The organism is Delftia deserti (assembly GCF_042653485.1).
Taxonomy (GTDB): Bacteria; Pseudomonadota; Gammaproteobacteria; order Burkholderiales; family Burkholderiaceae_C; genus Comamonas; species Comamonas acidovorans.
On sequence record NZ_JBHSIH010000001.1, the window covers coordinates 2,555,835 to 2,582,442 of the forward strand.

The 26,608-nt window shown below is 66.2% G+C and carries 28 protein-coding genes and 1 tRNA gene; 12 read left to right on the forward strand and 17 right to left on the reverse strand.

Annotated features, from left to right (window positions below; genetic code table 11):
• Positions 1–15: 15 nt before the first annotated feature.
• The 6 genes from ACFPFG_RS12520 to ACFPFG_RS12545 all read right to left on the reverse strand — a co-directional run bounded on the left by ACFPFG_RS12520 (position 16) and on the right by ACFPFG_RS12545 (position 5,451).
• Entirely contained in the window at positions 16–228 is a 213-nt protein-coding gene (locus ACFPFG_RS12520) for a DUF2970 domain-containing protein (protein WP_380106807.1), read from the reverse strand.
• Positions 225–845 (reverse strand): cytochrome c oxidase assembly protein, encoded by a 621-nt coding sequence (locus ACFPFG_RS12525; protein WP_183019104.1) that lies wholly within the window; start codon positions 843–845, stop codon positions 225–227. Before ACFPFG_RS12525 ends, ACFPFG_RS12520 begins: the two co-directional genes overlap by 4 nt.
• Positions 846–869: 24 nt before the next feature.
• Complete coding sequence (locus tag ACFPFG_RS12530; RefSeq protein ID WP_220808608.1) at positions 870–977, reverse strand: cytochrome oxidase small assembly protein; 108 nt, start codon at positions 975–977, stop codon at positions 870–872.
• A 19-nt stretch (positions 978–996) separates the two neighbouring features.
• Positions 997–2,667 (reverse strand): cytochrome c oxidase subunit I, encoded by a 1,671-nt coding sequence (gene ctaD / locus ACFPFG_RS12535; RefSeq protein ID WP_160851933.1) that lies wholly within the window; start codon positions 2,665–2,667, stop codon positions 997–999.
• A 35-nt stretch (positions 2,668–2,702) separates the two neighbouring features.
• Positions 2,703–3,884: a cytochrome c oxidase subunit II gene (gene coxB, locus ACFPFG_RS12540; RefSeq protein ID WP_183019103.1), complete on the reverse strand. Its 1,182-nt coding sequence runs from the start codon at positions 3,882–3,884 to the stop codon at positions 2,703–2,705.
• A 664-nt stretch (positions 3,885–4,548) separates the two neighbouring features.
• Positions 4,549–5,451, reverse strand: a complete 903-nt coding sequence (locus ACFPFG_RS12545) for a class I SAM-dependent methyltransferase (RefSeq protein WP_380106810.1) — start codon at positions 5,449–5,451, stop codon at positions 4,549–4,551.
• 89 nt (positions 5,452–5,540) lie between these two features.
• On the opposite strand from ACFPFG_RS12545, the gene ACFPFG_RS12550 reads away from it, so the two are divergent.
• From ACFPFG_RS12550 to ACFPFG_RS12560, 3 genes are all read left to right on the forward strand, one after another.
• On the forward strand, positions 5,541–6,275 hold the full coding sequence (locus ACFPFG_RS12550; protein ID WP_183019101.1) for a phosphoribosyltransferase family protein: 735 nt from the start codon (positions 5,541–5,543) through the stop codon (positions 6,273–6,275).
• A 52-nt stretch (positions 6,276–6,327) separates the two neighbouring features.
• Positions 6,328–6,825 (forward strand): tRNA (cytidine(34)-2'-O)-methyltransferase, encoded by a 498-nt coding sequence (locus ACFPFG_RS12555; RefSeq protein WP_380106812.1) that lies wholly within the window; start codon positions 6,328–6,330, stop codon positions 6,823–6,825.
• A 183-nt stretch (positions 6,826–7,008) separates the two neighbouring features.
• Complete coding sequence (locus ACFPFG_RS12560) at positions 7,009–7,314, forward strand: DUF4148 domain-containing protein (protein ID WP_380106814.1); 306 nt, start codon at positions 7,009–7,011, stop codon at positions 7,312–7,314.
• A gap of 85 nt (positions 7,315–7,399) precedes the next feature.
• On the opposite strand, the gene ACFPFG_RS12565 is transcribed toward ACFPFG_RS12560, so the two are convergent.
• Positions 7,400–7,864 (reverse strand): MaoC family dehydratase, encoded by a 465-nt coding sequence (locus ACFPFG_RS12565; protein ID WP_183019098.1) that lies wholly within the window; start codon positions 7,862–7,864, stop codon positions 7,400–7,402.
• Between the two features lie 76 nt (positions 7,865–7,940).
• Entirely contained in the window at positions 7,941–8,570 is a 630-nt protein-coding gene (locus ACFPFG_RS12570; RefSeq protein ID WP_012203595.1) for a LysE family transporter, read from the reverse strand.
• 199 nt (positions 8,571–8,769) lie between these two features.
• Between ACFPFG_RS12570 and kefC the strand changes: the two genes are divergently transcribed.
• A complete protein-coding gene (gene kefC / locus ACFPFG_RS12575) occupies positions 8,770–10,653 on the forward strand; it encodes a glutathione-regulated potassium-efflux system protein KefC (RefSeq protein WP_380106817.1) in 1,884 nt (627 codons plus the stop codon).
• Positions 10,654–10,663: 10 nt separating this feature from the next.
• Here the strand turns inward: kefC and ACFPFG_RS12580 are convergent, their stop codons facing one another.
• Positions 10,664–11,554 carry a LysR family transcriptional regulator gene (locus ACFPFG_RS12580; protein ID WP_183019096.1) on the reverse strand — a complete coding sequence of 297 codons (891 nt, stop codon included), beginning with the start codon at positions 11,552–11,554 and terminating at the stop codon, positions 10,664–10,666.
• A 106-nt stretch (positions 11,555–11,660) separates the two neighbouring features.
• On the opposite strand from ACFPFG_RS12580, the gene ACFPFG_RS12585 reads away from it, so the two are divergent.
• Both ACFPFG_RS12585 and ACFPFG_RS12590 read left to right on the forward strand, forming a co-directional pair.
• A complete protein-coding gene (locus ACFPFG_RS12585) occupies positions 11,661–12,260 on the forward strand; it encodes a short chain dehydrogenase (protein ID WP_380106819.1) in 600 nt (199 codons plus the stop codon).
• A gap of 78 nt (positions 12,261–12,338) precedes the next feature.
• Complete coding sequence (locus ACFPFG_RS12590; protein ID WP_012203591.1) at positions 12,339–12,797, forward strand: DUF1841 family protein; 459 nt, start codon at positions 12,339–12,341, stop codon at positions 12,795–12,797.
• Positions 12,798–12,890: 93 nt separating this feature from the next.
• Here ACFPFG_RS12590 and ACFPFG_RS12595 read toward each other — a convergent pair whose 3' ends face one another.
• A complete protein-coding gene (locus ACFPFG_RS12595) occupies positions 12,891–13,565 on the reverse strand; it encodes a c-type cytochrome (protein WP_197957298.1) in 675 nt (224 codons plus the stop codon).
• A gap of 116 nt (positions 13,566–13,681) precedes the next feature.
• Here ACFPFG_RS12595 and ACFPFG_RS12600 point away from each other — a divergent pair, with 116 nt between their 5' ends.
• The 6 genes from ACFPFG_RS12600 to ACFPFG_RS12625 all read left to right on the forward strand — a co-directional run bounded on the left by ACFPFG_RS12600 (position 13,682) and on the right by ACFPFG_RS12625 (position 22,908).
• Positions 13,682–14,536, forward strand: a complete 855-nt coding sequence (locus ACFPFG_RS12600) for an AAA family ATPase (protein ID WP_183019094.1) — start codon at positions 13,682–13,684, stop codon at positions 14,534–14,536.
• Between the two features lie 11 nt (positions 14,537–14,547).
• Positions 14,548–15,258 (forward strand): GNAT family N-acetyltransferase, encoded by a 711-nt coding sequence (locus ACFPFG_RS12605; protein WP_312377202.1) that lies wholly within the window; start codon positions 14,548–14,550, stop codon positions 15,256–15,258.
• A gap of 31 nt (positions 15,259–15,289) precedes the next feature.
• A complete protein-coding gene (locus ACFPFG_RS12610) occupies positions 15,290–16,477 on the forward strand; it encodes a vWA domain-containing protein (RefSeq protein WP_183019092.1) in 1,188 nt (395 codons plus the stop codon).
• 4 nt (positions 16,478–16,481) lie between these two features.
• A complete protein-coding gene (locus ACFPFG_RS12615) occupies positions 16,482–18,404 on the forward strand; it encodes an autotransporter assembly complex protein TamA (RefSeq protein ID WP_465251921.1) in 1,923 nt (640 codons plus the stop codon).
• A gap of 2 nt (positions 18,405–18,406) precedes the next feature.
• Complete coding sequence (locus ACFPFG_RS12620; protein ID WP_380106823.1) at positions 18,407–22,753, forward strand: translocation/assembly module TamB domain-containing protein; 4,347 nt, start codon at positions 18,407–18,409, stop codon at positions 22,751–22,753.
• A gap of 80 nt (positions 22,754–22,833) precedes the next feature.
• Positions 22,834–22,908, forward strand: a tRNA-Arg gene (locus tag ACFPFG_RS12625).
• Between the two features lie 160 nt (positions 22,909–23,068).
• On the opposite strand, the gene ACFPFG_RS12630 is transcribed toward ACFPFG_RS12625, so the two are convergent.
• From ACFPFG_RS12630 to ACFPFG_RS12660, 7 genes are all read right to left on the reverse strand, one after another.
• Complete coding sequence (locus ACFPFG_RS12630) at positions 23,069–23,338, reverse strand: hypothetical protein (RefSeq protein ID WP_380106825.1); 270 nt, start codon at positions 23,336–23,338, stop codon at positions 23,069–23,071.
• Positions 23,335–23,613 (reverse strand): hypothetical protein, encoded by a 279-nt coding sequence (locus ACFPFG_RS12635; RefSeq protein WP_380110265.1) that lies wholly within the window; start codon positions 23,611–23,613, stop codon positions 23,335–23,337. The genes ACFPFG_RS12630 and ACFPFG_RS12635 overlap by 4 nt, the downstream gene beginning before the upstream one ends.
• 98 nt (positions 23,614–23,711) lie before the next feature.
• A complete protein-coding gene (locus tag ACFPFG_RS12640) occupies positions 23,712–24,029 on the reverse strand; it encodes a hypothetical protein (RefSeq protein ID WP_380106826.1) in 318 nt (105 codons plus the stop codon).
• A gap of 206 nt (positions 24,030–24,235) precedes the next feature.
• Positions 24,236–25,090 (reverse strand): hypothetical protein, encoded by an 855-nt coding sequence (locus tag ACFPFG_RS12645; protein WP_380106827.1) that lies wholly within the window; start codon positions 25,088–25,090, stop codon positions 24,236–24,238.
• A 45-nt stretch (positions 25,091–25,135) separates the two neighbouring features.
• Positions 25,136–25,645, reverse strand: coding sequence for a hypothetical protein (locus ACFPFG_RS12650; RefSeq protein ID WP_380106829.1), 510 nt, complete (start codon positions 25,643–25,645; stop codon positions 25,136–25,138).
• A complete protein-coding gene (locus tag ACFPFG_RS12655) occupies positions 25,642–26,166 on the reverse strand; it encodes a hypothetical protein (protein ID WP_380106831.1) in 525 nt (174 codons plus the stop codon). Before ACFPFG_RS12655 ends, ACFPFG_RS12650 begins: the two co-directional genes overlap by 4 nt.
• Complete coding sequence (locus tag ACFPFG_RS12660; protein ID WP_046988572.1) at positions 26,163–26,570, reverse strand: phage holin family protein; 408 nt, start codon at positions 26,568–26,570, stop codon at positions 26,163–26,165. Before ACFPFG_RS12660 ends, ACFPFG_RS12655 begins: the two co-directional genes overlap by 4 nt.
• Positions 26,571–26,608 lie beyond the last annotated feature (38 nt).

The window sequence follows — 26,608 nt, forward strand, 5'->3', positions numbered from 1 at the left end:
CGATGGCCGCGCCGCTCAGACCACGAGCTTGACCAGCGCGATCAATCCCAGCACCAGCACGAAGATGGCCGCCAGCCCCACTGCAATCACATGCAGCGGCGTGATGCGCTCCCCGTCCTGCTGGTACTCGCTTCCCTTGCGCACGCCGAAGAGCGACCAGGCCACGGCACGCATCGTGCGCCACACGCTGGGCCGGCGGCGCGGCTCCTCGGGCTGCGGCGCATTCATGAGGCGGGCTCCTGCTTCGGCCCTGCCGCCACCGGCGCCTCGCCCGTGGGTGCGGCCGGCGTTTTGCCGCCCACCTCGAAGAAGGTATAGGACAGCGTGATCGTGGTCACATCCTTGGAGATGCGCGGATCGATCACGAAGGCCACCGGCCATTCACGCTTCTCTCCAGGCTCCAGCGTGTACTGCGAAAAGCAAAAGCACTCCAGCTTGTTGAAATGCGCGGCCGCCTGGCGTGGCGCATAGCTCGGTATCGCCTGGGCCGCCATGCGGCGGTCCTGCACATTCTGGAACTCGTACATGACCGTGGCCAGCTCGCCCGGATGGACCTGGATGGAGCGCTGCGCCGGCTTGAAGTCCCAGGGCCCGCGCGCATTGGCGTCGAACTCCACGGTAATGGTGCGGCTCTTGTCCACCTGCGAGTTGGCGGGCAGCTTCACATCGCGCCCGGCCGTGCCGTTGCCCGGCACCTGGCGCTCGGACAGCGACAGGATGTTGATGCCCGTGAGCTCGCAGATGTGCTTGTAGATGGGTATCAGCACGTAGCCGAAGGCAAACATGCCCAGCGCCACCACGGCCAGCTTGCCCACCATCTTCGCGTTTTCACTGCGCACGCTCACGGACGTCCCTCCTGTTGCCGGCCCTCAATGGAGCACGGTGATCTTGACCACGAAGCCGGCCAGAAAGACCAGCGCCACCGATACCAGGATCAGCGCCAGCCGCAGGTTGGCTTTTCGTTGCTGTGCGTCCATGTGTCTTTCCCTTGCTGTATCAGCCTATGACGCGGGTCGCCGTCGCATCCAGCTTGGGCGGCGTCTCGAAGGTATGGAACGGCGCCGGCGAGGGCACTTCCCACTCCAGGCCTTCTGCAGCCTCCCAGGGCTTTTGCGGCGCCTTCTCGCCCTTGCCGCGCATGGCGGGCACGACGACGAAGAGGAAGAAGTACACCTGCATCAGGCCGAAGCCCAGCGCGCCCAGCGAGGCCACCATGTTGAAGTCGGCGAACTGCATGGGGTAGTCGGCATAGCGGCGCGGCATGCCGGCCAGGCCCAGGAAGTGCATGGGGAAGAAGGTGACGTTGAAGAAGATCAGCGAGCCCCAGAAGTGGATCTGGCCGCGCGTCTCCGAATACATCACGCCGGTCCACTTGGGCGCCCAGTAGTAGTAGGCCGCGAACATGGAGAACAGCGATCCGGCCACCAGCACGTAGTGGAAGTGGGCCACCACGTAGTAGGTGTCCTGCAGCTGGATGTCGATGGGCGCCATCGACAGGATCAGGCCCGTGAAGCCGCCCATGGTGAACACGAAGATGAAGCCCACCGAGAACAGCATGGGCGTCTCGAAGGTCATGGAGCCGCGCCACATGGTGGCCACCCAGTTGAAGATCTTCACGGCCGTGGGCACCGAGATCAGCATGGTGGCGTACATGAAGAACAGCTGGCCGGTCACGGGCATGCCGGTGGTGAACATGTGGTGCGCCCACACGATGAAGGACAGGATGGCGATGGACGAGGTCGCATACACCATGGATGCATAGCCGAACAGCTTCTTGCGGCTGAAGGCCGGCACGATCTGGCTGATGATGCCGAAGGCCGGCAAGATCATGATGTAGACCTCGGGGTGGCCGAAGAACCAGAAGATGTGCTGGTACATCACCGGGTCGCCGCCGCCTGCGGGATTGAAGAAGCTGGTGCCGAAATGGCGGTCCGTCAGCGTCATGGTGATGGCGCCGGCCAGCACGGGCATGACGGCGATCAGCAGGTAGGCGGTGATCAGCCAGGTCCAGGCGAACATGGGCATCTTCATCAGCGTCATGCCGGGCGCGCGCATGTTGAGCACGGTGACGATGATGTTGATGGCGCCCATGATGGAGCTGGCGCCCATGATGTGCATGGCCAGGATGGAGGTGTCCATGGACGGGCCCATCTGCAGCGTCAGCGGCGCATACAGCGTCCAGCCTGCGGCGGGGGCGCCGCCTGGCATGAAGAACGAGCCCACCAGCATCAGGCCGGCCGGAATCAGCAGCCAGAAGCTGAAGTTGTTCATGCGCGCGAAGGCCATGTCGGAGGCACCGATCTGCAGCGGCAGCATCCAGTTCGCAAAGCCCACGAAGGCCGGCATGATGGCGCCGAACACCATGATCAGGCCGTGCATGGTGGTCAGCTGGTTGAACAGCTCGGGGTTGACGATCTGCAGCCCGGGCTGGAACAGCTCGGCGCGGATCAGCAGCGCCAGCACCCCCCCCACCATCAGCATGGTGAACGAGAACAGCAGATACAGCGTGCCGATGTCCTTGTGGTTGGTGGCGAACATCCAGCGCCGCCAGCCCGTGGGCGTGGCGTGGTGGTGATGGTCGTCATGCCCGTGTCCATGCTCGTGCTCATGCGCATGTTCGTGGCCCTCGCCCGCAGGGCTGTGGATGGGGGGAAGTACGGCGCTCATGCTGTTATCTCCAATCGCTCATCTGTCTTGCGTGCTCACTGCGCAGGGAACTTGCCGGTGCGGGCGGCCACGAACTCGGCCGGCTGCACCAGCTGGCCGGTCTTGTTGGACCAGTGGTTCTTGGCAAAGGTGACCACGGCGGCCAGCTCGGTATCGCTCAGCTGTTTCCAGGCGGGCATGGCGCCGTTGGCACGGCCTTCCAGCACCACATGCATCATCTCGGCCGTGGGGCCCAGGACGATGGGGCTGCCGTCCAGCGGCTTGATGGGACCGGCGCCCTTGCCGTTGGCCTGGTGGCAGGCCGCGCAGTTGGCGGCATAGACCTTCTCGCCGCGTGCCATCAGGTCGGGCAGGCTCCAGACCTTGCTGGGGTCGTCCTTCTTGGCTGCGGCGATCTTCTTTTGCTCGTCCACCCAGGCCTTGTAGCCGTCGCTCGACAGCACCTTCACGTGGATGGGCATGTAGGCATGCTCCTTGCCACACAGCTCGGCGCACTGGCCGTAGTAGTCGCCGGTCTTCTCGGCACGGAACCAGGTGTCGCGCACAAAGCCCGGGATCGCATCCTGCTTGATGCCGAAGGACGGCACCATGAAGGAGTGGATCACGTCGTTGGCCGTGGTGATGATGCGCACCTTGCGGTCCACGGGCACGACCAGCGGGTTGTCCACCTTGAGCAGGTAGTCGTTGGGCGCCTTGGAGACATCGCCGCTGTCGGACAGCGCGCGGTGGCTGCTGTCCAGCGTGGAGATGAAGCTCAGGCCCTCGCCTTCGCCGTTGATGTAGTCGTAGCCCCATTTCCACTGGTAGCCCGTGGCCTTGATGGTGACATCGGCGTTGGTGGTGTCCTTCTGCGCCACCAGCACCTTGGTGGCCGGCAGCGCCATGAGCACGACGATGATGAAGGGCACGACGGTCCAGACCACCTCGACCGTGGCCGATTCGTGGAAGTTCGCCGCCTTGGCGCCGCGCGATTTGCGGTGCTTCCAGATCGAATAGAACATCACGGCGAACACGCCGATGAAGATCACCGTGCAGATGATCAGCATCATCCAGTGCAGGTAATGCTGCTCATGCGCGATGCGCGTGACCGCCGGATGAAGGTTGAGCTGATTGACGGCCGGGCCGCCTGGCAGATCTGTCGTCGCATGCGCAAGGGAGCCTCCCCCTGCCACACTCATCAAGCCCCAGAGAACCAGCCTGGTGGAAATGCTTTTCATAGTTTTCACTTACATCTAAGCCTCGGGTTATCCACTCGCTCCGCTGCGCCGGCGTGGGGGCCGCGCAGCCAGACCGTTCAACGCCTGCCCAAAGGGCAACTCCCGGCCTCAACTGTCCGAGCATGCATGAAAGCGCCGCAGATGTGCCTGCGCGCAATCACCAATAGCGTGCCAGCCGGCATCAGCGGCAGCTCGGACGCGGGACCGGGATTCGGGCATGCAGCCATCCCCGCCTGCGCCTGCAGGCGCATGAATTCGGGGGACAGCAGCAAGGTGGACGGAAGAATGCGCGCACGCCGGCCATTCCGTGCATGTGTGCCATGCAGACCGGGGGCGGATTGGAAAAGGGGAAGCATGCGGCCCGGCATGCGACGCAGAAGGGGGGATAGCAGGGACAGAAAGACCAGTGCCCGCTCCCAGAGGAGCAGGCACTGCTGCAGCCGGTGATGATCAAACTCGTGGGCAGGCCGCTCCTGGATGGGTCGGCCCGTTCTCGTTCCCGTGGCAAAACGAAACACCAAATCGTCTCCCCTTTCGGCCTGCGGACCGCTGGTCTTTTCCCGGCCCGGGAAAGCGAGCCCAGGGAAAAGCTGTTGTCTCTGTCAGCTCGGGAAAAGTGTAGACGTTTTTGTTTTCGATCAATGACCGGAAAGCGACATTGGGGCTATCGCAAACCCGTGTTGCGCGGCTGGCGCAGCATGCTGCGCATGTCCTCCAGCGATACGGCGCTGCTGGACTCCAGGCGCACGCGCGGCTGCGGCTTGTAGGCGTGGCCGTAGACGATCTCGAAGGTCAGCGCCAGCTGCCCGTCGGGGCCGGCCAGGCGCTCGCGCAGGGCATCGTGCAGGCGCTGCTGCCAGCGGCGGCCGCGCAGCGCCGCAAAGCGTTGCGGATGGAAGTTGCGGCCCAGCTCGCGCAGCTCCTGCAGCAGCCGCTCGGGCGTGGCAAAGGTCAGCGTGATGTGCTCCATGTCCATCACCGGCTCGCTGAAGCCTGCGTGCACCAGCATATCGCCCCAGTCATGCATGTCGGTGAAGGACTGGCCGGCGGGCGGCCAGCCCAGCTGGGCGTAGATGGCGTGCAGCTCGCGCAGCGTATCGGGCCCCAGGCAGGAGAACATCACATAGCCATCCACGGACAGCGCCTGGTGCCAGCGCGTGATCAGCGCCTGCGGGTCGGCCTGCTGGTGCAGGGCCATGTTGGCCCACAGCATGTCCACGCCGGCAGGCTCGGGCTCGCCAAACTGCGTTGCGCCCCCGGTCCAGCGCGCGGGCTGCCACCAGCGCGCGCCCAGCTGCTCGCGGGCCGCGGCCTCGTGCAGCGGCGAGGCTTCGTAGACCAGGCATTCGGACTGCGCATAGCGCTGGCGCAGCAGCGCATGGGCCTGCAGGCCGCCGCGCACGGGCTGCCAGTGGCACCAGCGCCGGGGCGGCTTGACGATCCAGTCCAGCCGCTCCTGCATGCGGCGCGCCACCTCCTCATGCAGCCACGGCGAGGCCACAGGCGCGGCCTGCTGCCAGCGCAATGCGGCGGCCGGATCGATGGTGGGGGGCAATTCGTGGGACATGGCTGGGCGGGGAATCCGGGCTCCTCGAAAGACAGGCGCCCGGCCCCGGAGCAAAGGGGTGGCGGACGCGGCGCGAGTATATTGACTCCATGCCCAACCTGCCTGCGTCATGGCTTTCGCATTGGCACGCCGGCCTGCCCAGCCAGTGCGCCATCTGCCGCCGCTGGCCGGCCCAGCGCCTGTGCCAGGACTGCCGCTTGCGCTGGGCCAGGCCGCTGGCGCGCTGCGGGCTTTGTGCCATGCCGCTGCCAGCGGGCCACGACGCCAGCGGCGGCCAGCAGGTCTGCGGCGCCTGCCTGGTCAAGCCCCCGCCACTGACGCACTGCCTTGCCGCGCTGGACTACGCCTATCCCTGGCACACGGTGATCGGCGACTTCAAATTCCGGGGAGACACCGGCCTGGCACGCAGCCTGGCCGCCCTGCTGCTGGAGCAGCCCGGTGCCCGCGAACATCTGGCGCAATGCGATCTGCTGCTGCCCATGCCCCTGTCTGCCCAGCGCCTGCGCGAACGCGGCTTTCACCAGGCCCTGGTGCTGGCCCGTGCGCTGTCCACCCCGTCCACCCGAGGCAAACTGCGGCACCAGGCCGTGCAGCGCGCCCACACGGCACAGGCCCAGCATGACCTGCCGCGCACCCTGCGCCTGCGCCAGCTGCGCACGGTCTTTGCGGTGCCGCCAGCGCAACTGCCCCATGTGCGCGGCCGCAAGGTTCTGCTGATCGACGATGTGATGACCACGGGCGCCAGCCTGCATGCATTGGCCACCTGCCTGCGGCGTGCAGGCGCGGCCGAGGTCAGCGCCCTGGTGCTGGCGCGCACGCCCTGACCGAGGGGGTTCGGGGCCCGGGGGCATATGCCGGCGCGAGACAATACGGGCCATGTTCCATATCGTTCTCGTCACGCCGGAGATTCCGCCCAACACCGGCAATGTGATCCGTCTGGCCGCCAACACCGGCTGCAGCCTGCACCTGATCGAGCCGCTGGGCTTTTCCATGGAAGACCGCCTGATGCGCCGCGCCGGGCTGGACTACCACGAGTACGCGCCCGTGCGCCGCCATGCCGACTGGCAGGCTTTCCTGCAGGACTGCCAGCCGGACCGCCAGCGCATGTTCGCCATGACCACGCACAGCAGCAGCCCCGCCCACGCCATCGGCTTCCAGCCCGGCGACTGGCTGGTGTTCGGCTCCGAAAGCAAGGGCCTGCCCCCCGAAGTGCGCGAGCAGTTCCCGCCGCGGCAGCGCCTGCGCCTGCCCATGCTGCCGCAGCAGCGCAGCCTGAACCTGTCCAATGCCGTGGCCGTGACGGTGTTTGAAGCCTGGCGCCAGCAGCAGTTTGCCGGCGCCGCACTGTCCGAGGGAGCATCCGGCGCGGCCTGAGCGATCAGCCGGACCGGGCAGAAAGTTCCCGGCCGATTGTTTCAACGGCTGAAAAAGCGCATTGCCAATCCAAGGGTTTTTCCTGATTCCAAGCCGTCCTACATTTGAGTCATGGGCTCTACGTTACCAAGCGATTTCCGCAAAGAACGCCCTGTCCCAGAAACAAAACAAAGGACTTGAATCATGAAGAACACCCGCCGTTTTGCCGTCCTGGCCGCCCTCTCCATCTCCGCCATCGCCGCCCAGGCCGCCGGCTTCGACTACGCCGACAACAGCAGCTACCCGCCCGAAGTGAAGACCCAGGGCACGCTGACACGCGCCCAGGTCATTGCCGACCTCAAGGCCGCCCAGGCCAATGGCACCATGCCCTCCGTAGCCGAAAGCTACCTGCCCATCCAGAACACCGCTGCCACCAGCGTGAATCGCGATGACGTGCGCCGCGAAGCCGCTGCCGCAGAGCGCGCCGGACAACTGAACTTCGGCGCCTGAAGCCATACGTTCGGCCGGACGATCCCCCAGCAACCGCTGCCACCACGCAGCCAGCCCGCAGGTGCCGCCTGCGGGCTTTTTTCATTCAGGGCGCAGCCCCATAGTTGCGGGCCACGGACTCGGCCACGCAGGCCGGCTTGTCGGCGCCTTCGCGCTCCACGGTCACCAGCCAGGTCATCTGCAGGCCACCGGGCTCGATGGGCTCGGCGGCCTGCAGCGTCAGGCGCGCGCGCAGGCGGCTGCCCACGGGCACGGGGGAGGTGAAGCGCACGCGGTTGAGGCCGTAGTTCACGCCCATTTGTGCGCCTTCGATGTGAAAGCAGCTTTGAAAGAACTGGGGAATCAGCGACAGCGTCAGAAAGCCATGCGCAATCGGCGCGCCGAAGGGGCCTTTGGACGCACGCTCGGGGTCCACATGGATCCACTGCTGGTCGCCCGTGGCATCGGCGAACAGCTGCACCTGCTGCTGGGTGATGGTGATCCAGTCGCTGACGGCGACTTCCTGCCCCACGCAGGCACGCACTTCGGAATAGGAATGGAAGGTTTTCATGCCCCAAATGGTAGGGGCCGGTGCCGCGCGCTCCATGTCGGGCACGCGACAGCCTAGGGTTAGCCCAGGGCGGGCCTCAGCGCGAGGCGCGCTGCACGAAGAACAGCCCCGTGCCCACGGCCATCAGCAGCGCGCCGAAGACCCGGTTCTGGCTGCGCACGGCACGCGCGCTGCGCATGAAGCCGCGCAACGCGCTGGCGCTGGCCGCATAGCCGTGCATGACCATGGTGTCCACGGCCAGCATGGTGGCGGCCAGGATCAGCAACTGCAGCCACAGCGGGCGGCTGGTGGTCATGAACTGGGGCAGCACGGCCACCATGAAGATGATGCCCTTGGGGTTGGTGGCATTGGTCAGGAAGCCCGTGAGCACGCGGCGGCGCACGCTGAGCTCGGGCATGGATTCCTGCGTGGCCAGCGGAGCCGCACCCGAGCGCCATTGGCTGATGCCCAGGTAGATCAGATAGCAGGCGCCGACGATCTTGACGGCGTTGAACGCCCACTCGGAGGCCAGCAGCAGCGAGCCCACGCCCGCACCGGCGATCAGCAAGATGGTCAGCAGCCCCAGCTGCAGCCCGAAGATGGTGGCGCTGCTCTTGCGCACGCCATACGACAGGCCATGGCTCATGGACAGCACGGCGCCCGAGCCCGGGGAGACCGCAATGATCCAGCAGGCCACAAAGTAGGCGATCCAAGTATGCCAATCCATGCCAAACACCTTAAAAATACGGAGCAGGCCGGCATCTTAAAACTGCGCAGTCGATGTGGCGCGCTGCCGCTGCAAAGCCGGATGGGGCGATGAAGCATTCGGTGGCATTTTTCAACCCTGTCAGGAAGCTGACCCGGCTGTGAGAGTGACACAATCAATTGCCCCAGGGTAAACACCAACTCCAAGATCCCAAGCTCCCATGGAACACAGCGCCCCCATCTGGCTGACCTACGGCTTTCTCTATCTCACCGCCGCCGTGCTGGCCGTGCCCATTGCGCGTGCCCTGGGCCTGGGCGCCATCATTGGCTACCTGGGTGCCGGCATTGCCATGGGCCCCTGGGGACTATCGCTTGTCAGCAATGTGGATGACATTCTTCATTTTGCCGAGTTCGGCGTGGTGCTGATGCTCTTCGTGATCGGGCTGGAGCTGCAGCCCAGCCGCCTGTGGGAGCTGCGCCGGCCCATTCTGGGATGGGGGCTGGCGCAGATGCTGGCCTGCACGGGCGTGCTGTTCCTGGCGGCCTGGGCCTTCGGCTTTTCCTGGCGCGTGAGCCTGATCGCGGGCATGGGCCTGGCCCTGTCATCCACGGCCATCTGCCTGCAGGTCATGGCCGAGCGCAACCTCATGCGCACGCCCAGCGGCCAGGCCGGCTTCTCCATCCTGCTGTTCCAGGACGTGGCCGCCATTCCCATCCTGGCGCTGATCCCCATCCTGGGCGCGGTCAAGGCCGCCAATGCCACGCACACCGACAGCCACCTGTGGCTGCAGGTGCTCAAGACCGTGGGCACCATCGCCGCCGTGGTGGTGGGCGGCCGCCTGCTGCTGCGCCCCCTGCTGCGCTGGATCGCGCGCAGCCGCACGCCCGAGATCTTCACGGCCACCTCGCTGCTGCTGGTGGTGGGCATTGCCATGCTGATGGTGCAGGTGGGCCTGTCCATGGCGCTGGGCGCCTTCCTGGCCGGCGTGCTGCTGGCCGACAGCGAGTACCGCAGCGAGCTGGAGACCAACATCGAGCCCTTCAAGGGCCTGCTGCTGGGCCTGTTCTTCATGGCCGTGGGCATGAGCATCGACTTCGGCGTGCTGCTGCGCGCGCCCTGGGCCATGGCGGCCATGGTGCTGGGCTTTCTGGCGCTCAAGGGCGCCGTGCTCTACACCCTGGCCCGCGTGCTGAAGCTGCCCTGGCGCGAGCGCCCGGTGTTCACCCTGCTGCTGGCCCAGGGCGGGGAGTTCGCCTTCGTGGTGTTCCAGACGGCGGCGCAGTACAAGGTGTTCCACCACAGCATCTCGTCCATGCTGGTGGCCGCCGTGGCCCTGTCCATGCTGGTCGGCCCGCTGGTTCTCGTGTTGATGGACAAGCTGCTGCTCAAGCGCTTTGCCGACATGAAGGATTGCCAGGTCGACGGCGCGGGCCAGACTGCCAGGCCCCATGAGATCTCGGAGCCGCAGGACGCGCAAATCATCATTGCGGGCTTTGGCCGCTACGGCCAGATCGTGGCACGCGTGCTGCTGACCCAGGGCGTGCCGGCCACCATCCTCGACCACAGCGTGGAGATGCTGGAGGTGGCCCACACCTTCGGCTACCGCGTGTTCTTCGGCGATGCCACGCGCATGGACCTGCTGCGCATTGCCGGCGCGGACAAGGCGCGGGTGCTGGTCATTGCCGTGGACTCTTCCGAGCAATCGCTGAAGATCGCCGCCCGCGTGCGCAAGCGCTTTCCGCACCTGGAGATCGTGGCCCGCGCGCGCGACATGGCGCACTGGTACCAGTTGCGCGACCTGGGCGTGCACCATGTCGAGCGCGAAGTCTTCGAGTCCAGCCTGGTCTCGGCCCGCACCGTGCTGGAACTTGCGGGCCACAGCCCTGCCGAGGCCGAGCGCACCACCACGCGCTTTCGGGAGCACAACCTGGAGCTGATCGAGCGCATGTACCCCCACCACAAGGACCAGGCCCAGCTCATTGCCGTGGCCAAGCAGGGCCGCCAGCAGCTGGTCGAGCAGATGGCCAAGGAGCGGCAGGAGGCCCAGGCGCAGCAGGAGAAGGACCAGGCGCAGCAGGAAGCCCCGCCGCCGCCCGGCCCCTGAAAACCGGGCCTCAGGCCGCGCCCAGCGCCCGCACCATGTGGTCCACGAACTGCGCCAGCTTGGGCAGCTGGCGGCGGTCCGGCAGATAGACCAGGTGCACCGGGCGCGGCAGTGGCACGCAGTCCTGCAGCACGGGCACCAGCCGGCCCGCGGCCATGTCGGCGGCCAGCAGCACCTCGGGCTGCAGGATCAGGCCCAGGCCGCGCAGCGCCGCATGGCGCAGCCCGTCGCCGCTGTTGCAGCGCAGGCGGGCGTCTTCGGGCCACTGCACCGAACCCGAGCCGTCGCCGCGCAGAATCCATTCCGAGCGTCGTTGCCAGACCGCATAGCTCAGGCAGTCATGGCGCGCCAGATCGTCCACGCCACGCGGATGACCGCGCCGCCGCAGGTACGAGGGCGCCGCCGCGATCACCATGCGATAGGGCTGCAGCGGCCGCGCCACCAGGCCTTCGCCTCCCACGGGGCCGATGCGCACGGCCACGTCGATGTTCTCGCCCACCAGGTCGGCCATGCCGTCGCTCAGTTGCAGGTCCACGCGCACCAGCGGATTGGCCAGCTGGTAGTCGGCCACCAGCGGCGCGATCACATGGTTGCCCAGCGTGGTCGGCGCGCTGATGCGCAGCAGGCCCTGCGGTGCGCTGCGGCTGCGCTCCACGGCAGACTCGGCCCAGCGCAACTGCTCGAAGACCTGGCGGCTGTCCTCGTAGAAGCTGCGACCCACCTCGGTCAGGCTGTGGCGCCGCGTGGTGCGCTGCAGCAGGCGCGCGCCCAGGTGGGCTTCCAGTTGCTGCACATGCTTGCCCACCATCACGGCCGAGATGTCCAGGCGCCGCGCGGCCTGGGCAAAGCTGCCGTCCTCGACCACGGCCATGAAGACCTCCATATTGCGCAGCTTGTCCATGGATTGCTAACCAATGCTTAGTAGTACAAAAAGATTTGGCTACTTTATGGCATAGGCAATTTGCAAAACACTGCAGGCCTGTTCACTTCTTCCGAAAGAAAACCGCATGAAGATCCTGCTCATCGGTGCCACCGGCACCATTGGCCGCGCCGTCCACGCCCTGCTGGCCCCGCGCCATGAGATCGTCACCGTGGGCCGCAGCAGCGGCGACCTGCGTGCCGACTTCACGCAGCCCGAGACGCTGCAGAAAATGTTCGAAGCCGCCGGCCAGGTGGACGCCATCGTCAGCACGGCCGGCAAGCTGCACTTCGGCCCGCTGTCCGAGATGACGGCCGAGCAGTTCAACTCCGGCCTGCAGGACAAGCTGCTGGGCCAGGTGCGGCTGGCCCTGCTGGGACAGCACTGGCTGCGCGACGGCGGCTCCATCACGCTGACCAGCGGCGTCGCCGCCACCGAGCCCATCCGCCACGGCGCCAATGCATCGACGGTGAATGCGGCCCTCCACGGCTTCGTCACCGGCGCTGCGGTCGAACTGCAGCGCGGCCTGCGCATCAATGCCGTGAGCCCCACGCTGCTGACCGAATCGGCCCAGGCCTATGGGTCGCTCTTCCCCGGCTTCGAGACCGTGCCCGCAGCGCGCGTGGCCCTGGCCTACCAGCGCAGCATCGAGGGTGCGCAGACCGGCAAGGTCTTTGAAGTGATCTGATCCCGTTCTTGGGGCGGGCCCTCGGCAAAGTCCTTGCGTGCCCGCCCAAAAGGGCTGCGTGCTACGCTGCGCGCCACCATGTTCAACCCCACCCAAGCCGATGTGCGGCGCTTTTTCTGCGGCGTGCGCACCAAGATGCTGAACGGCGCGCCGATGGAGGCCATAGAGACGCTGGCCAGCCTCTGGATTGCCGAGCATCCCGAGTATTTCGATGACCTCGCCGACGTGGACGCCGCCCTGCTGCGCGACTACGACGCCACGCCCGGCGTGACCAATCCGTTTTTGCACCTGTCCATGCACCTGTCCATCAGCGAGCAGTGCAGCATCGACCAGCCGCGCGGCATACGCCAGGCCGTGGAGCTGCTCAGTCGCCGCCTGGACTCGCTGCACGACGCCCACCACGCCACCATGGAATGCCTGGGGCAGATGCTCTGGGAAAGCCAGCGTTCGGGCCGCCCCCCGGATGGCGAGGCCTACATTGCCGCCGTGCAGCGCCGCGCCACCAGCGACGGCGCCAAGGCCACGGGCGGCGCATAGTCCGGGCCGTTCAGCGCCTCAAGACAAAGCCCAAAACCAAGCTCGAAACAAAGCCCGCAATTGCGGGCTTTTGCTTTGGAGGAAAGGCGCGACCTACTGCGACTTCTGGCCCAGGCGGAAATGCGGCTGGGGCAGGGTCTGCAGCTCGCCATCCAGGCTGCCGATGTAGTTGGCCAGCGCCTTGAGTTCGTTGTTGGTGAACTGCTTGGCAATGCCGGCCATCACGCCGTTGCTGCGGCCGATGTGGGGGTTGCCTTCGGTCTTGTAGGACTTGAGGGCGGAGTACAGATAGTCCGCATACTGGCCCGCCACCTTCGGGTAGCTGGGGTCGATGGGCTTGGAAAAACCCTGGCCGTGGCAGGAGACGCAGGCCCCCTTTTGCAGCAGCGCGGCGACCTGGGTGCTGGGCTCGCGGACCTTGGCGTCGGCGGCCTTGGCCACGCCATGCTCGGCATAGTAGGCTGCCACGTCGGCCATGTCCTGCTCGGTCAGCGGATCGGCAATGCCGCGCATGGTGGGATGCTTGCGCTCGCCCTTCTGGTAGGCCTGCAGCGCGGCCACGATGTAGGGTGCGCCCTGTCCTGAAATCTTGGGGACCTTGTACACCTCGGGGAAGCTGGCCTGGTAGCCCTGGATGCCATGGCAGCCAATGCACATGGCGATCTTCCCCTCCCCTGCCTTTGCGTCACCTTTGCTTTGCTGGGCCTGTGCCACAGGGGTCACAGATGCGACAGCCAGCGCCAATACCGTGGTCAAAGTTTTTATCATTTTGCGCGCACAATCCTTCAAGAGTTCTGACGGATGCCTACTGCTGAGCGGGTAGCGCGAACGATTATGGCAGTCACCGTCAAGCGTCCCCATCAATACTTACGCTGATACCGCCCATGAAATTTCAAGGTTCCGAGAACTACGTCGCCACCCAGGATTTGATGCTCGCGGTGAATGCCGCAGCCACCTTGCAGCGCCCGCTGCTGGTCAAGGGGGAGCCCGGCACGGGCAAGACCATGCTGGCCGAGGAAGTGGCCGCCGCGCTGGACATGCCGCTGCTGCAGTGGCACATCAAGTCCACCACCAAGGCACAGCAGGGCCTGTACGAATACGACGCCGTCAGCCGCCTGCGCGACTCGCAGCTGTCCGACATCGACGGCGGCGAGCGCGTCAAGGACATCCACAACTACATCATCAAGGGCGTGCTGTGGCAGGCCTTCACGGCCGACCGGCCCGTGGCCCTGCTGATCGACGAGATCGACAAGGCCGACATCGAATTCCCGAACGACCTGCTGCGCGAGATCGACCGCATGGAGTTCTACTGCTACGAGACGCGCGAGATGATCCGCGCCAAGCACCGGCCGCTGGTGTTCATCACCTCCAACAACGAAAAGGAGCTGCCCGACGCCTTCCTGCGCCGCTGCTTCTTCCACTACATCAAGTTCCCCGACGCCGACACCATGCGCCAGATCGTGGCCGTGCACTTCCCCAAGCTGCAGGGCGAGCTGCTGGCCGCCGCGATGAAGGTGTTCTACGACGTGCGCAACCTGCCCGGCCTCAAGAAGAAGCCCTCCACCAGCGAGCTGATCGACTGGCTCAAGCTGCTGGTGGCCGAGGACATTCCCGTGGAGTCGCTGCAGACCGCCGAGGGCAAGGTCGCCGTGCCGCCGCTGGTGGGCGCCCTGCTCAAGAACGAGCAGGATGTGAGCCTGTTCGAGAAGCTGGTCTTCATGAACCAGCGCAACCGCTGAGGCCTGCGCCCATGCCCCATCCCGAACACACCAACGACACGGGCGTGCCGGCCCTCACCGGCCAGGTGACGACCATTCCCGTGGCCGGCGCGGTGGCGCACCAGGGCTTTGTGCGACCCGTGGTCATGCGCTTCAACGGCGTGCGGCTGGAGCCCCTGGCCCTCGCCCATGAAGCCGGGCTGCTCGAGGCCGTGCAGGACGGCCAGCTGTGGCGCATCCGCGTGACCTCGGCGCCCGAGCCCGCTGACGTGCGTGCCTATATCGAAGCCGCCCTGGAGCAGCGCAGCCTGGGCAAGCGTTTCGCCTTTGCCGTGCTGGACGACGACAGCGGCAAGGTGCTGGGCACCAGCAGCTACCACGACATCCTGCCCGAGGTGCGCCGCGTGGAGATCGGCTACACCTGGTACGCGCGCAGCGTGCAGCGCACCCATGTCAACACCTCGGCCAAGCTCATGCTCATGGGCCATGCGTTCGACACGCTGTCCTGCCATGTGGTGGGCTGGCGCACGGACTGCTTCAACTTCGCCAGCCAGCGCGCCATCGAGCGCCTGGGGGCCAAGAAGGACGGCGTGATCCGCGGCCACGCGCTGCGCCGCGACGGCTCCATCCGCGACACCGTGATGTACAGCCTGCGCAGCGGCGAATGGCCCGAGTCGCGCGCCCAGTTGCTGGACCAGTTGCAGCGCCATTCGGACGGCAGCACGGCCGTGGCGCGCACATGAGGGCGCGTACGCCGGGCCTTCGGGAGATGCCATGCTGATCGACTTCTTCTACACCATGCGCGCGGCCAAGCTGCCCGTCTCGGTCAAGGAGTTCCTGACCCTGCTGGAGGCGCTGCAGGCCGGCGTGGTCGGCCCCAGGAGCGACGACGCCTGGAGCCTGGACGACTTCTACCACCTGGGCCGCACCGTGCTGGTCAAGGACGAGAAGCACTACGACAAGTACGACCGCGCCTTTGCCGCCTACTTCAAGGGCGTGGAGATGGTGGCCGACCTCACGCGCGAAATCCCCCAGGACTGGCTGAAGAAGCTGCTGGAGCGCGAGCTCTCGCCCGAGGAAAAGGCCGCCATCGAGGCCATGGGCTGGGACGAGCTGATGGAGACGCTCAAGAAGCGGCTCGAAGAGCAAAAGGAGCGGCACGAAGGCGGCAACAAATGGATAGGCACGGGCGGCACCAGTCCCTTCGGCCACGGCGGCTACAACCCGGCCGGCGTGCGCATCGGCGGGCCGGGCCGCAACAAGAGCGCCGTCAAGGTCTGGGAGCAGCGCGCCTACCGCGACTACGACGACACGCAGGAGCTGGGCACGCGCAACATCAAGGTCGCGCTGCGCCGGCTGCGCAAGTTCGCGCGCGAAGGCGGCGAGCTGGAGCTGGACCTGCCCGACACCATCCGCAGCACGGCCGCCAACGCGGGCTACCTGGACATCAAGATGATCCCGGAGCGCCACAACAACGTGAAGGTGCTGCTGCTCATGGACGTGGGCGGCACCATGGACGAGCATGTGCAGCGCGTGGAAGAGTTGTTCTCCGCCGTCAAGAGCGAGTTCAAGCACCTGGAGTTCTACTACTTCCACAACTGCGTCTACGACTTCATGTGGAAGAACAACCGCCGCCGCTTCGCCGAGAAGTTCCCGACCTGGGACATCATCCGCAAGTACAACAAGGACTACAAGCTGATCTTCGTGGGCGACGCCACCATGAGCCCCTACGAGATCCTGCAGCCCGGCGGCAGCGTGGAGTACATGAACGAGGAGCCCGGCGCCGAATGGCTGCAGCGCCTGACGCATGCCTTCCCGCGCTTTGCCTGGATCAACCCCGAGCCGCCCGGCGTCTGGCAGTACCGCCAGAGCATCAGCATCATCCAGCAGCTCACTGGCAACCGCATGTACCCTTTGACACTCAAAGGTCTGGAAGACGCCATGCGCCTGCTGTCAAAATAGGCCGATGCCCAAGCTCCCCCCCGCGACAGCGCCGGCCCGAGGGCCGGCGTTTTTGTTTCTGTTGAGTGCAGCCCTGATGCTCGGTGGCTGCAGCCTCCTGCCGTCCAAGAATGATGACAAGGACACGGACCCTTCGCTGATTGCAGCGACCGGCGACCCGGCCTTCTCGCTCGTCGTCGATGCGCCCAAGGAAGTGCGCGAGCTGCTGGAAAAGCACCTCGAACTGCGCCGCTACCGCTACCAGAGCGATCTGCAGCGGCGCGAACTCACGCGGCTGCTGGGCGCCACCGACGCCAACGTGCGCGACCTGATCGGCACGCTGGGCTACTTCAGCCCCACGGTCACGGTGGAGATCAAGGAAACGCCCGAATCCGAAGAGGCCCCGCTGCAGGTCACCGTCAAGGTGGACCCGGGCGAGCCCGCCACCATTGCGCGCAGCCAGGTGCGCTTTGCGGGCGTCAATGCCGACGATCCCGATGGCGCCTCCCAGCGCGCCACCATCGAAGAGGACTGGCCGCTGCAGCCCGGCCAGCGCTTCAGCCAGTCCAACTGGAGCCAGGCCAAGAGCCAGGGCCTGCGCACGCTGCAGTCGCGCCGCTACCCGCTGGCGCGCATCGACTCCAGCCTGGCCGACATCGACGCCGACACGCATGAGGCCGATGTCAGCGTGGCCTATGCGCCCGGCCCGGCCTATACCTTCGGCCCGCTGCGCATCGAAGGCGCCCAGCGCTACGACCCCGTGGGCACGGCCCGCATCGCACGCCTGCCCGAGGGCGAGGAATACGACCAGACCGCCCTGGTCGATGCCCAGCTGCGCCTGGCCAGCAGCGGCTACTACGACTCCGTCTTCCTCACGCTGGCCAACGTGCCCCAGCAGGGAGAAAGCGCCGCCGAGGATGAGGAGGCCCTCAAGCGCAAGGGCGCCCAGGTCACCACGCCCGTCATCGCCCAGGTGCGCGAGGCCCAGATGCAGAAATGGGTCTTCGGCGTGGGCATGAGCACCGACACCGGCCCGCGCCTGAGCGTGGACCACATCCACAACCGCCTGCCCTGGCTGGGCTGGCGTGCCGTCACGCGCATGCGCTTCGACCGCAAGAACCCGCTGATCTCCACGCAGTGGACCGCCCTGCCCGATGAAACCCTGTGGCGCTGGTTCACCACGGCCAAGGCCGAGCGCGCGCCCTCGGGCGACTTCGATGTCAACAGCCTGCAGCTGCGCGCCGGCCGCACCAAGTCCGAAGACCACATCGACCGCAACTACTACCTGCAGTACGACTACGCCAAGACCCAGGGCGAGGGCGCGCCCCCGTCCAGCTCGTCGGTCACGGCCAACTACGGCTGGACCGGGCGCTACTTCGACAGCACGCTGGCGCCCTCCTCGGGCTTCGGCTTCGCCTGGGAAGTCGGCGCGGGCACCACGCTCACGCCCCAGCGCACGCCGTTCGGCCGCGTCTCGGGCCGCTGGCTCAGCCTGATTCCCATCGGCGAGGTCGATCCCGAGACCAAGCGCCGCAGCCGCCTGGCGCTGCGCGCCTCCGGCGGCGCCGTGCTGGCCCGCAAGGATGCCGACCTGCCCGTCACCCAGCTGTTCATCACCGGCGGCGACAACACCGTGCGCAGCTACGGCTACCAGAGCATCGGTGCGCGCACCGACAGCGGCAAGGTCATCGGTGGGCGCTACATGGCCGTGGGCAGCATCGAATGGCAGCGGCCCATCGTCATCAAGGGCAACACGCAAGACTGGGAGCACGCCGTCTTCCTGGACGCCGGCACCGTGGGCGATGCGCCCGACTCCATGTACATGCGCGTGGGCGTGGGCACCGGCCTGCGCTGGCGCAGCCCCGTGGGACCCGTGCAGGCCGACATCGCCTGGGGCGCCCAGGAAAAGCAGCTGCGCCTGCACCTGCGCCTGGGCTTCAACTTCTGACCATGGTGGATTCCCGCTTGAATACCCCTGCCTCCTCCGCCGCGCCAGATCAAAGCCCCCAGGCGTCCCCTTCCCCGCCGGCGCCCCCGCCCGCGCCCCGCCGCCGCCGCTGGCTGCGCGCCCTGCTCTGGTTCTTCCTGGTCCTGGTCCTGCTGCTGGCCGCCCTGCTGGGCTCCGCCTGGTGGTGGGCCGGCCGCGCCGATTCGCTGGCCTACACCCTGCAGCGCGTGGCCGGCTGGCTGCCCGCAGGCCAGAGCCTGCAGGCCAAGGAAGTCACCGGCACCGTGCGCCAGGGCGGGCGCATCGGCTGGCTGCAATGGCAAAGCCCCACCATGAAGGTGGAGCTGCGCGACGCCACCATCGGCTGGCAATTGCGCCCCCTGCTGTCGCGCACCGTGCGCCTGGGCGAAGTGCGCATCGCCGAGCTGAACATTGCCAGCACGCCCGACCCCGAGGACAAGAAACCCGTCGAGCCGCTGCAGCAGCTCGTGCTGCCCGTGAAGATCGACGTGCCCTTCCATGTGGAGCGCATCGTCTGGCAAGGCCCGCCCCAGGCCGAGGTGCTGGGCCTGCAAGGCCACTACGTCTACGACGGCAGCGAGCACCAGTTGGACGTGCGCGACCTGCAATGGGCCGATGGCAACTACCAGGCCAGGCTGCGCCTGCAGGCCCGTGCGCCCATGGCCATCCAGGCCCAGCTGCAGGGCGACCTGCAAGCGCCTGCCCTGGCTTCGGATGACGAAGCCTCCACGGCCAAGGCCCCCAAACCTGCACCGCTGGCCGTGCAGGCCAAGGCACAGATCGACGGCACCCTGGCCACCGCCGCTGCGCAACTGGGCATCAAGCTCCAGGTTGATGCCAAGCCCGGGACGGTGTCCGAGGAAGCATCTACCCCTCCCGCCGTACAGAAATCCGCCAAGGCCGATGGCAAGAACGGCAAGGCCAGGGAGCGCAACGAAGCCGCCCCGGTGTCCGAACCCATGCATGCGGACGTCGAGGCCAGCATCCGGCCCTGGCAGCCCCAGCCGCTGCAGACCGCGCGCGCCCAGCTCAGCCAGATCGACATCGCCGCCTTCTGGCCCCAGGGACCGCGCACCCGCATCAGCGGCGAATTGCAGGCCGGGCCGGATGGCAAGGCAGCTGATACAGCCCAGGCACCCGCCACGGAACAGGCATCGGACCAGGCATCGGACCAGGCGCCAGGCTCGGCCATCGCCACCACCGCCTGGCAGCTGACGACACGCCTGAACAACGCCATGCCCGGCCCCTGGGACCGCCAGCGCCTGCCGCTGGACCAGATCGAGGCCGCGGTGCGCTATGACGGCCAGCAGTGGCTGCTGGAGCAGGCGCAGATCGCCATAGGCTCGGGCAGCATCGACGCCCAGGGCCGCTTCGAGCCCGCCACCAAGGTCTTCGAAGGCCAGGCCAAGGTCCAGCGCCTGGACCCCGCCGCGCTCTACAGCCTCCTGGAAGCCGCGCCGCTGCAGGGCGAGCTGCGCGCCAGCGCCACGGCAGAGCAGCAGGTGGACTTCAGCGTGGACATCCAGGCCGCAGCCGCGCCCGCAGGCGCCAGGCGCCAGCCCCTGCGCATAGAGAAACTCGCCACCAAGGGCCGTTGGGCCCAGCCCGTGCTCTCGCTGGAGAACCTGCAGCTTGATGCGCTGCAGGCCTCGGTGCGCAGCCGCAGCCTGCAGTTCGACACCGAACAGCAAAAACTGCAGACCGTGCTGAAGGCCCAGCTGCCCGGCGCCGAGCTCTCGCTGGACGGCCACATCAGCCCCGCCGCAGGCCAGGGCAGCAGCCAGCTCAAGCTGTCGTCGCTCACCGCCCTCACGCAGTGGCTGCGCAAGCTGCCCGGCATGAAGGACCCGCTGGCCGGCGCCCTGATCGAAGGCCAGGCCCAGCTGGACGCCAGCTGGCGTGGCGGATGGGGCGCACTGCAAAAGCGCATGAAGGCCGCCGTGGGCGACCCGCTGCCCGCCAGCGGCCTGCAACTGCAGGCCGACCTGCAGGCCGCCAAGCTGCGCTACCTGCCCGCCAACACGCCGCCCGAGCAGGCGCTGGAACTGCCCGAACTGCGCCTGGCCCTCAAGGGCTCGCCCGAGCAGGCCGGCCTGACCCTCACCGGCCAGGCGAAGCGCGGCACGCAGACCGCGCAGATCGACACGGCCCTGCAGGCAGGCCTTGCCACGGCACGCGGCGCGGCCCCGCTGGACTGGCAGGCCAGCATCGACAGACTGCAGGCCCGGTTGAATCCGGGCCAGGACCTGCCCGGCCCATGGCAGTTGCAACTGGCGGGCAAGCAGCCCGTGCAGATCGCCCAGCGCACCACGGGCCGCACCGTGCTGTCCACCACCTTCACGGCATCGGCCGGCAGCCTGCAGGTCACGCCGCCCACGCTGGCCCAGCGCCGCGCCAATGCCGAGGCGCCGCAGCCCGTGCTGCTGGCCTGGGACGACACCCGCGCCACCCAGGGCGGCGACGGCCGCTGGGCCCTGCGCAGCACCGGCCGCGCCCAGGCCCTGCCGCTGGCCTGGGTCGATGCCCTGTCCATGGCCGAGGAGCCTCCGCTGGCCGCCATGGGCCTGAGCGGCGACCTGAGCTTCAATGCCCGCTGGGACCTGGACACCACCGGCCCCGCGCTCAAGGCCGAACTGCTGGTCGAACGTGCCGCCGGCGACCTGCGCCTGGCCGTGGAAGACGGCTCGGGCACCACCGTCATCCACACCACGGGGCCGCGCTCCAGCAAGCCCGGTGAAGTGCGCACCCGTACCGTGCGCGGCGCCGGCATGCGCGCCCACATCAAGCAGGCCCGCCTGAGCGTGCGCGCCCAGGACGACGACGTGCAGGCCAAGCTCGACTGGGACAGCGAACGCGCCGGCACCCTGACCGCCCAGCTGGGCACGCGCCTGGCCCAGCAAAACGGCACCTGGACCTGGCCCGAGAAGGCCCCGCTGTCCGGCCAGATCGACGCCCGCATGCCCGACATCGGCATCTGGGCGCTGTTCGCCCCGCCCGGCTGGCGCGTCACCGGATCGCTGCAGGCCAAGGCCGAGATCAGCGGCGACCGCCAGAACCCGCAGTGGCAGGGCAATCTCTCGGCCGACGGCCTGAGCATCCTGTCCGCGCTGGACGGCATCGACCTGCAAAACGGCGTGCTGCGCGCCCGCCTGCAAGGCAACCGGCTGGACCTGACCGAACTGCGCATGCAGGGCGGGCGCGGCAGCAATGCGCGCATCCTGGGCTACAGCGGCAACCTCACCACGGCACCGCGCGAAGGCGGCGAACTCACGGGCTCGGGCTTCGTGCGCTGGGACCCGCCCAATGCCGATGGCAGCAACTCCGGCCTGAGCATGGACCTGCGCGCCCAGGCCACCAGGCTGCAGGTGCTGGTGCGGGCAGACCGCCAGGTCAGCATCTCCGGCGGCCTGCAGGCCAGGCTGGAGCAAGGCCAGTTCACGCTGCGCGGCGACCTCACCACCGACCGCGCCACCATCATCCTGCCCGAGGAATCCGCGCCCTCGCTGGACTCCGACGTGGTCGTGCACTCGGCCGCCTCGCGCAAGGCCGAGCAGGAAGCGGCGCGCAAACAGCAGCAGGCCGACCGCAAGGCCCAGGCCCGCGCGGAAACCATCAAGCTGCCCGACATCCTCGTCAAGCTCGACCTGGGCCGCGACTTCGCGCTGCAGGGCTACGGCATCACCACCCGCCTGGAAGGCGCGCTGGAAGTGCAGGGCCCCACCGTGGCGGGCGGCCCGCCGCGCATCACGGGCGAGATCCGCACCGTGCAGGGCCGCTATCGCGCCTGGGGCCAGTCGCTGGACGTGGAGACAGGCCTCATCCGCTTCAACGGCCCCTACGCCAACCCCTCGCTGGACATCCTGGCGCTGCGCCCGAACATCGCCGTGCGCGCAGGCGTGCAGGTGCAGGGCACGGCCAACACCCCGCGCGTGCGCCTGTACTCCGACCCCGAAATGCCCGATGCCGAAAAGCTCTCCTGGGTGGTCATGGGCCGCGACCCCGCCACGGGCGGCGCCGAAAGCGCCCTGCTCCAGCAGGCCGCGCTGTCCCTGCTCAGCGGCGGGCGCAACAACAGCGGCAAGATCGCCAGCAACCTGGGCCTGGACGAAATCGGCTTCAAGGGACCGGGCGGCGAAGGCTCCACCGGCGCCGCCCTCACCCTGGGCAAGCGCCTGTCCAGCGACCTCTATGTCACCTACGAGCAAAGCCTCTCGGGGGCCATGGGCACGCTGTACATCTTCTACGACCTCTCGCGCCGCCTCACCCTGCGCGGCCAGACCGGGGAAACCAGCGCGCTGGACCTGATCTACACCGTGCGCAAGGACTGACGCCCCGGCACCCTGCACACCGCCCGGCGGGCGGCGTGCAGGGCAGACCCGCCCCGAGCGTTTACAATCGCGGTTTGCCTCTCTCCGTAGTTCAATGGATAGAACGGGCGCCTCCTAAGCGCCAGATACAGGTTCGATTCCTGTCGGAGGGACCATCATTTTTCCAATGTTGACAACCACTTACAGTGCATTAAGTGGGCGTCTGGGACATAAGTGGGACATGAGCAGCAGTTGGTTGGGCCGGATTTCACGTCCAGCCCTCGCCCAACTTGCCGGGATTTCAGGTCTGACCAAGCCGGTTTTTGGCCTGGCCGCCTACCCGCCGTACTGGGAATGCAAGCTCACCAGCCGCTGCGCCAGCGTCTCGGCGTCGTGGCGCATCGCGTCAATGGAGGTCGTGCCAACGGAAACATGGCCATACCAGATGTGGAAGCCATCGAGGCCTGGCAACGTGCCGACAGCGCAGTCGCGGATAGCTCCTGAGATCGTGGAAGCATAGAACACTGCGACCTCATCCCGCCCATCCAGCACTCGGACGGCGTAGGAGCCGGACCCCTCTTTGTCTATGTGAAGCGTATAGATCATGGCTTGCGGCCTGGCACCAGTTGGATGGAGCCCGTGCCACGCTCACGGCGCGGCGAGATCCAGTAGACCCAAAGGCCCCGAGCCCAGGCGCCCGCATAGATGATCGACACAGCGAAGATGCCCCACTGCTCGGTCTGCCAGCTGGCATAGAACCAGAAGGGCTGCCCCAGCATGCCGAACACTGGCGCCCACTTGCGCGAGCCCTCGCCCCGAGCTTGGGAGAGCCAAGCCGCCAGGGCGCCCAGCAGGGCAATTGCGATCTGATCAAAGCTTATTGCTGCAACTATGAATTCCACAAGAACCAATTATCAACAATTAACTTATGTGCCTGAGAAGATTCGGAGTTAATTCGAAGTAAGCGACAGAAAAATATTTACCTACCCCTAATTTTGAGAAGCTTTTTCCTTGCTGCAACCCAAAAAAACACCCAAATACACGAATAAATAGCCATCAACCCAATGATTATTTCCTTATGTTTAAAATAATACATCCCCAAAATAATCACCAAAAAATAACCAATAGGACCCACAACCGCAGTCGGCAAGAGGCTCGATTCTCTTTGCTTATAGGCGTCGCTTAGCCCACTAAAAAACATGCCTATTGCAACAACTGCCCCGAAAAAAGGAACTGCCAGCATGATTACCATCAGGACAGCAAAAAAATAATTTACACTTTTTTCCCAAGCATCCATGAAATCAACTCCTGAACATCAACTTCTAAATTAAACAACATCCATAGACGAGAGCAGCGACTGCATTACCTGAGGTTTGCATTCATGTGCGGCAGTCTATCTCAAGATCACTGACTATTGAGCCTTAAAAATTTACAACCATCATCGTGCACACCACCAGCGCCGCCAGCGGCCGCACCTCGTAGCCCTCGCGGCGGTCGATCTCGCTAGAGCCAGCCAAACCCCTTCGCCATGAGACCGATAACTGCTACAGCAACGGTGCCTCCGGCGATGTACATTTCGGCCTTTGTAGGGGTGTGAGCCAAGCGTTCTTCCACTTTGGCTATGTCTGTTTTCATAGCAGAGTGCTTCAAGAACTCCTCCATCCGCGTCAGAGTGTTCTTGATGACGGCGATGTCTCCGGCTACCGAGTCCATCTTGTCCTCCAATTTCTGAACCCGACGGGGAAGGTCTGACCCCCCGCCGTCCGATGGCTGCGCGCCAAGAATCGGAGGCGGTGGCGGCGCTCCACCGCTAGATGCTCTTGGTGCAATCTCTCGCACTAGAGCAGCGATGTCGTTCATCAACGTCAAGTAGGCGGGGGCAACAAGACTGGCGTGAGCGGGGTCGCTTATCAGCTGGCCCTGAGTTGCCCTTGCCATCTTCACCTTCCCCACCAAGCTTTTTAGCTGTTGAGGTTGTGATCCTTCCGGCTGCTTCTCAAATACGTCAATGATCCCCTGTAATTCCGGAGCATACAAGTCCAGCGAACTTGCAACTCGGAGAACAAGTTTGCGCAACACATTTGCATAAATGTTGACAACCTCCTCCAACTCCTGCCGAGGCACACCGAGGGCAGCGCCACGACTTCTAGCCTCTGACATTTGACCTTGGATGATCTCCTGGAGCATTGAAGCTTCCTTGAAAAGAAGCTGAGCTCGCTTGTCATCAACGCTGTCCGCATCAACCTCTTTCCCCCATCTAATGAGAAGGGCTCGGTAGTTGGCCACGTTCTGCGCAAAGCTCTCAGTAGAGACTTGCTCAAGTGTCTCTTTCGACAGGTAGTCGCTCGCCGCAGTCATGCCATCTCCGAAGTTAGGGAATTTGGTGATCGTAGCGCACCGAGTTCAGCGCGACGCCCTTGGCCAGGCCTCCCGCATCAGCGCGGCGTCAGCGGCGTGGCCATCAGCCGCTCGCGCGATGTCTGCACCGCGCTCTGCCATGCGTCCACCTCGGTCTGCCAGCTCTTGGAGTACGGCTGTGCAGGTTGAGGCGTACTGAGCGAGGGCGGGCTTGGCAGCTCCAGCGATGCGCTCTGGGAGGCCGGCAAAGTCGCCCCGCATGCCTGCAGTAGCAGTGCGCAGATCACGCAGGCTGCGGTCCAGATCCTGCTGCGCGGCCTGGTTGCGCCGGCCCGTGGCCTGGAAGGTTGCGAGTGCATCGGTCAGTCCTTTCTGGAATCCGGCCATGTCCGTGACGGCCTGCTGCGTGGCGACCAGCGCTGCGCTGGTCTGTTGGTGCTGCAGCTGCTCGATCTGCAGGCCGTAGCGCTGGGCCTGGGTCCACCAGGCGCCGGAGGCTCCGATGGCCAGGGCCGCGCCGGCTGCCGCAAGATGGGTGTAGAGCGCGGAGATCATGTGGCTGCTCCTGTGATGGCGGCGCGCGCCTGAGCGTGGAAAGCATCCCAGGTCTGCCGGTGAGGCTTGCCAGGGCGCCAGGTGCGCAGCGCGTAGAGATCCCAGGCGCCTTGCACGTCGCCGATGGCGGGCAGCTGGCGCGGATCCGTGAACAGCAGCAGCCGGGCCATCGCGGCGGCCAGCACGTCGTCTTGCTCAATGGCCTCCCAGAGGTTCGTCGGAACAGGCAGGCACCCGCGCTGCTCAGCGATGGTGCGCAGCAGGCGGTTGGTGGATGGGTGCAGGAACACCCCCCAGACACCGCCACGGCTCGCTGCAGACCCGCGCTCGAACTGCCAGAAGCCACGGGCTGGGCCCTTGGCGCCGGGCTTGCCCTGCACCAGCTGGTAGCGGTGGTCGAATCGGGATTCCTGCAGGCCGATGGCCAGCAGCATCACGCGAGCCTCGGGCGTATCCATGGCGGCCGGCAGCAGGCCCAACGCAGGGTTGATCGCGGTCTTGATGATGGTGTCGAGGGTCATTGGTCTTCCTTTGGCTTGTCGATACCCAATTTCTTCTCCAGCACTTTTTGGCCCGCAGACTCAACCCAGATCAGCCCCTTGGCTCCAGCGTGGCCGCTCATACCCACAATCGCCGACGTCAGCAGTGGGTTGAGGGTGAAGTACTCGCAGAGCCAGAACGCGACCAGCCCGGCGAACGCGCTCACGCACAGCTCGCCGATCAGCGAAGAAAGGTTCCAGGCCAGGATCTCGCCCCGGCGGACCTTCATCCACCAGGACGCGAGCCCGCCGAGCAGGGCCGTGCCGAGCACGATCCCGTATTCCTGCAGCGTGTAGCTCAGGGGCGTTTTGACCGTCGATTGCGCCCATACGGCGATAGGCACCACAAGGTGCAGGCTGATGAGGAGGGTGATGAATATGCGCATCAGGCATTCCGTTCGGGCATGAAAAAACCGCCTCGCGG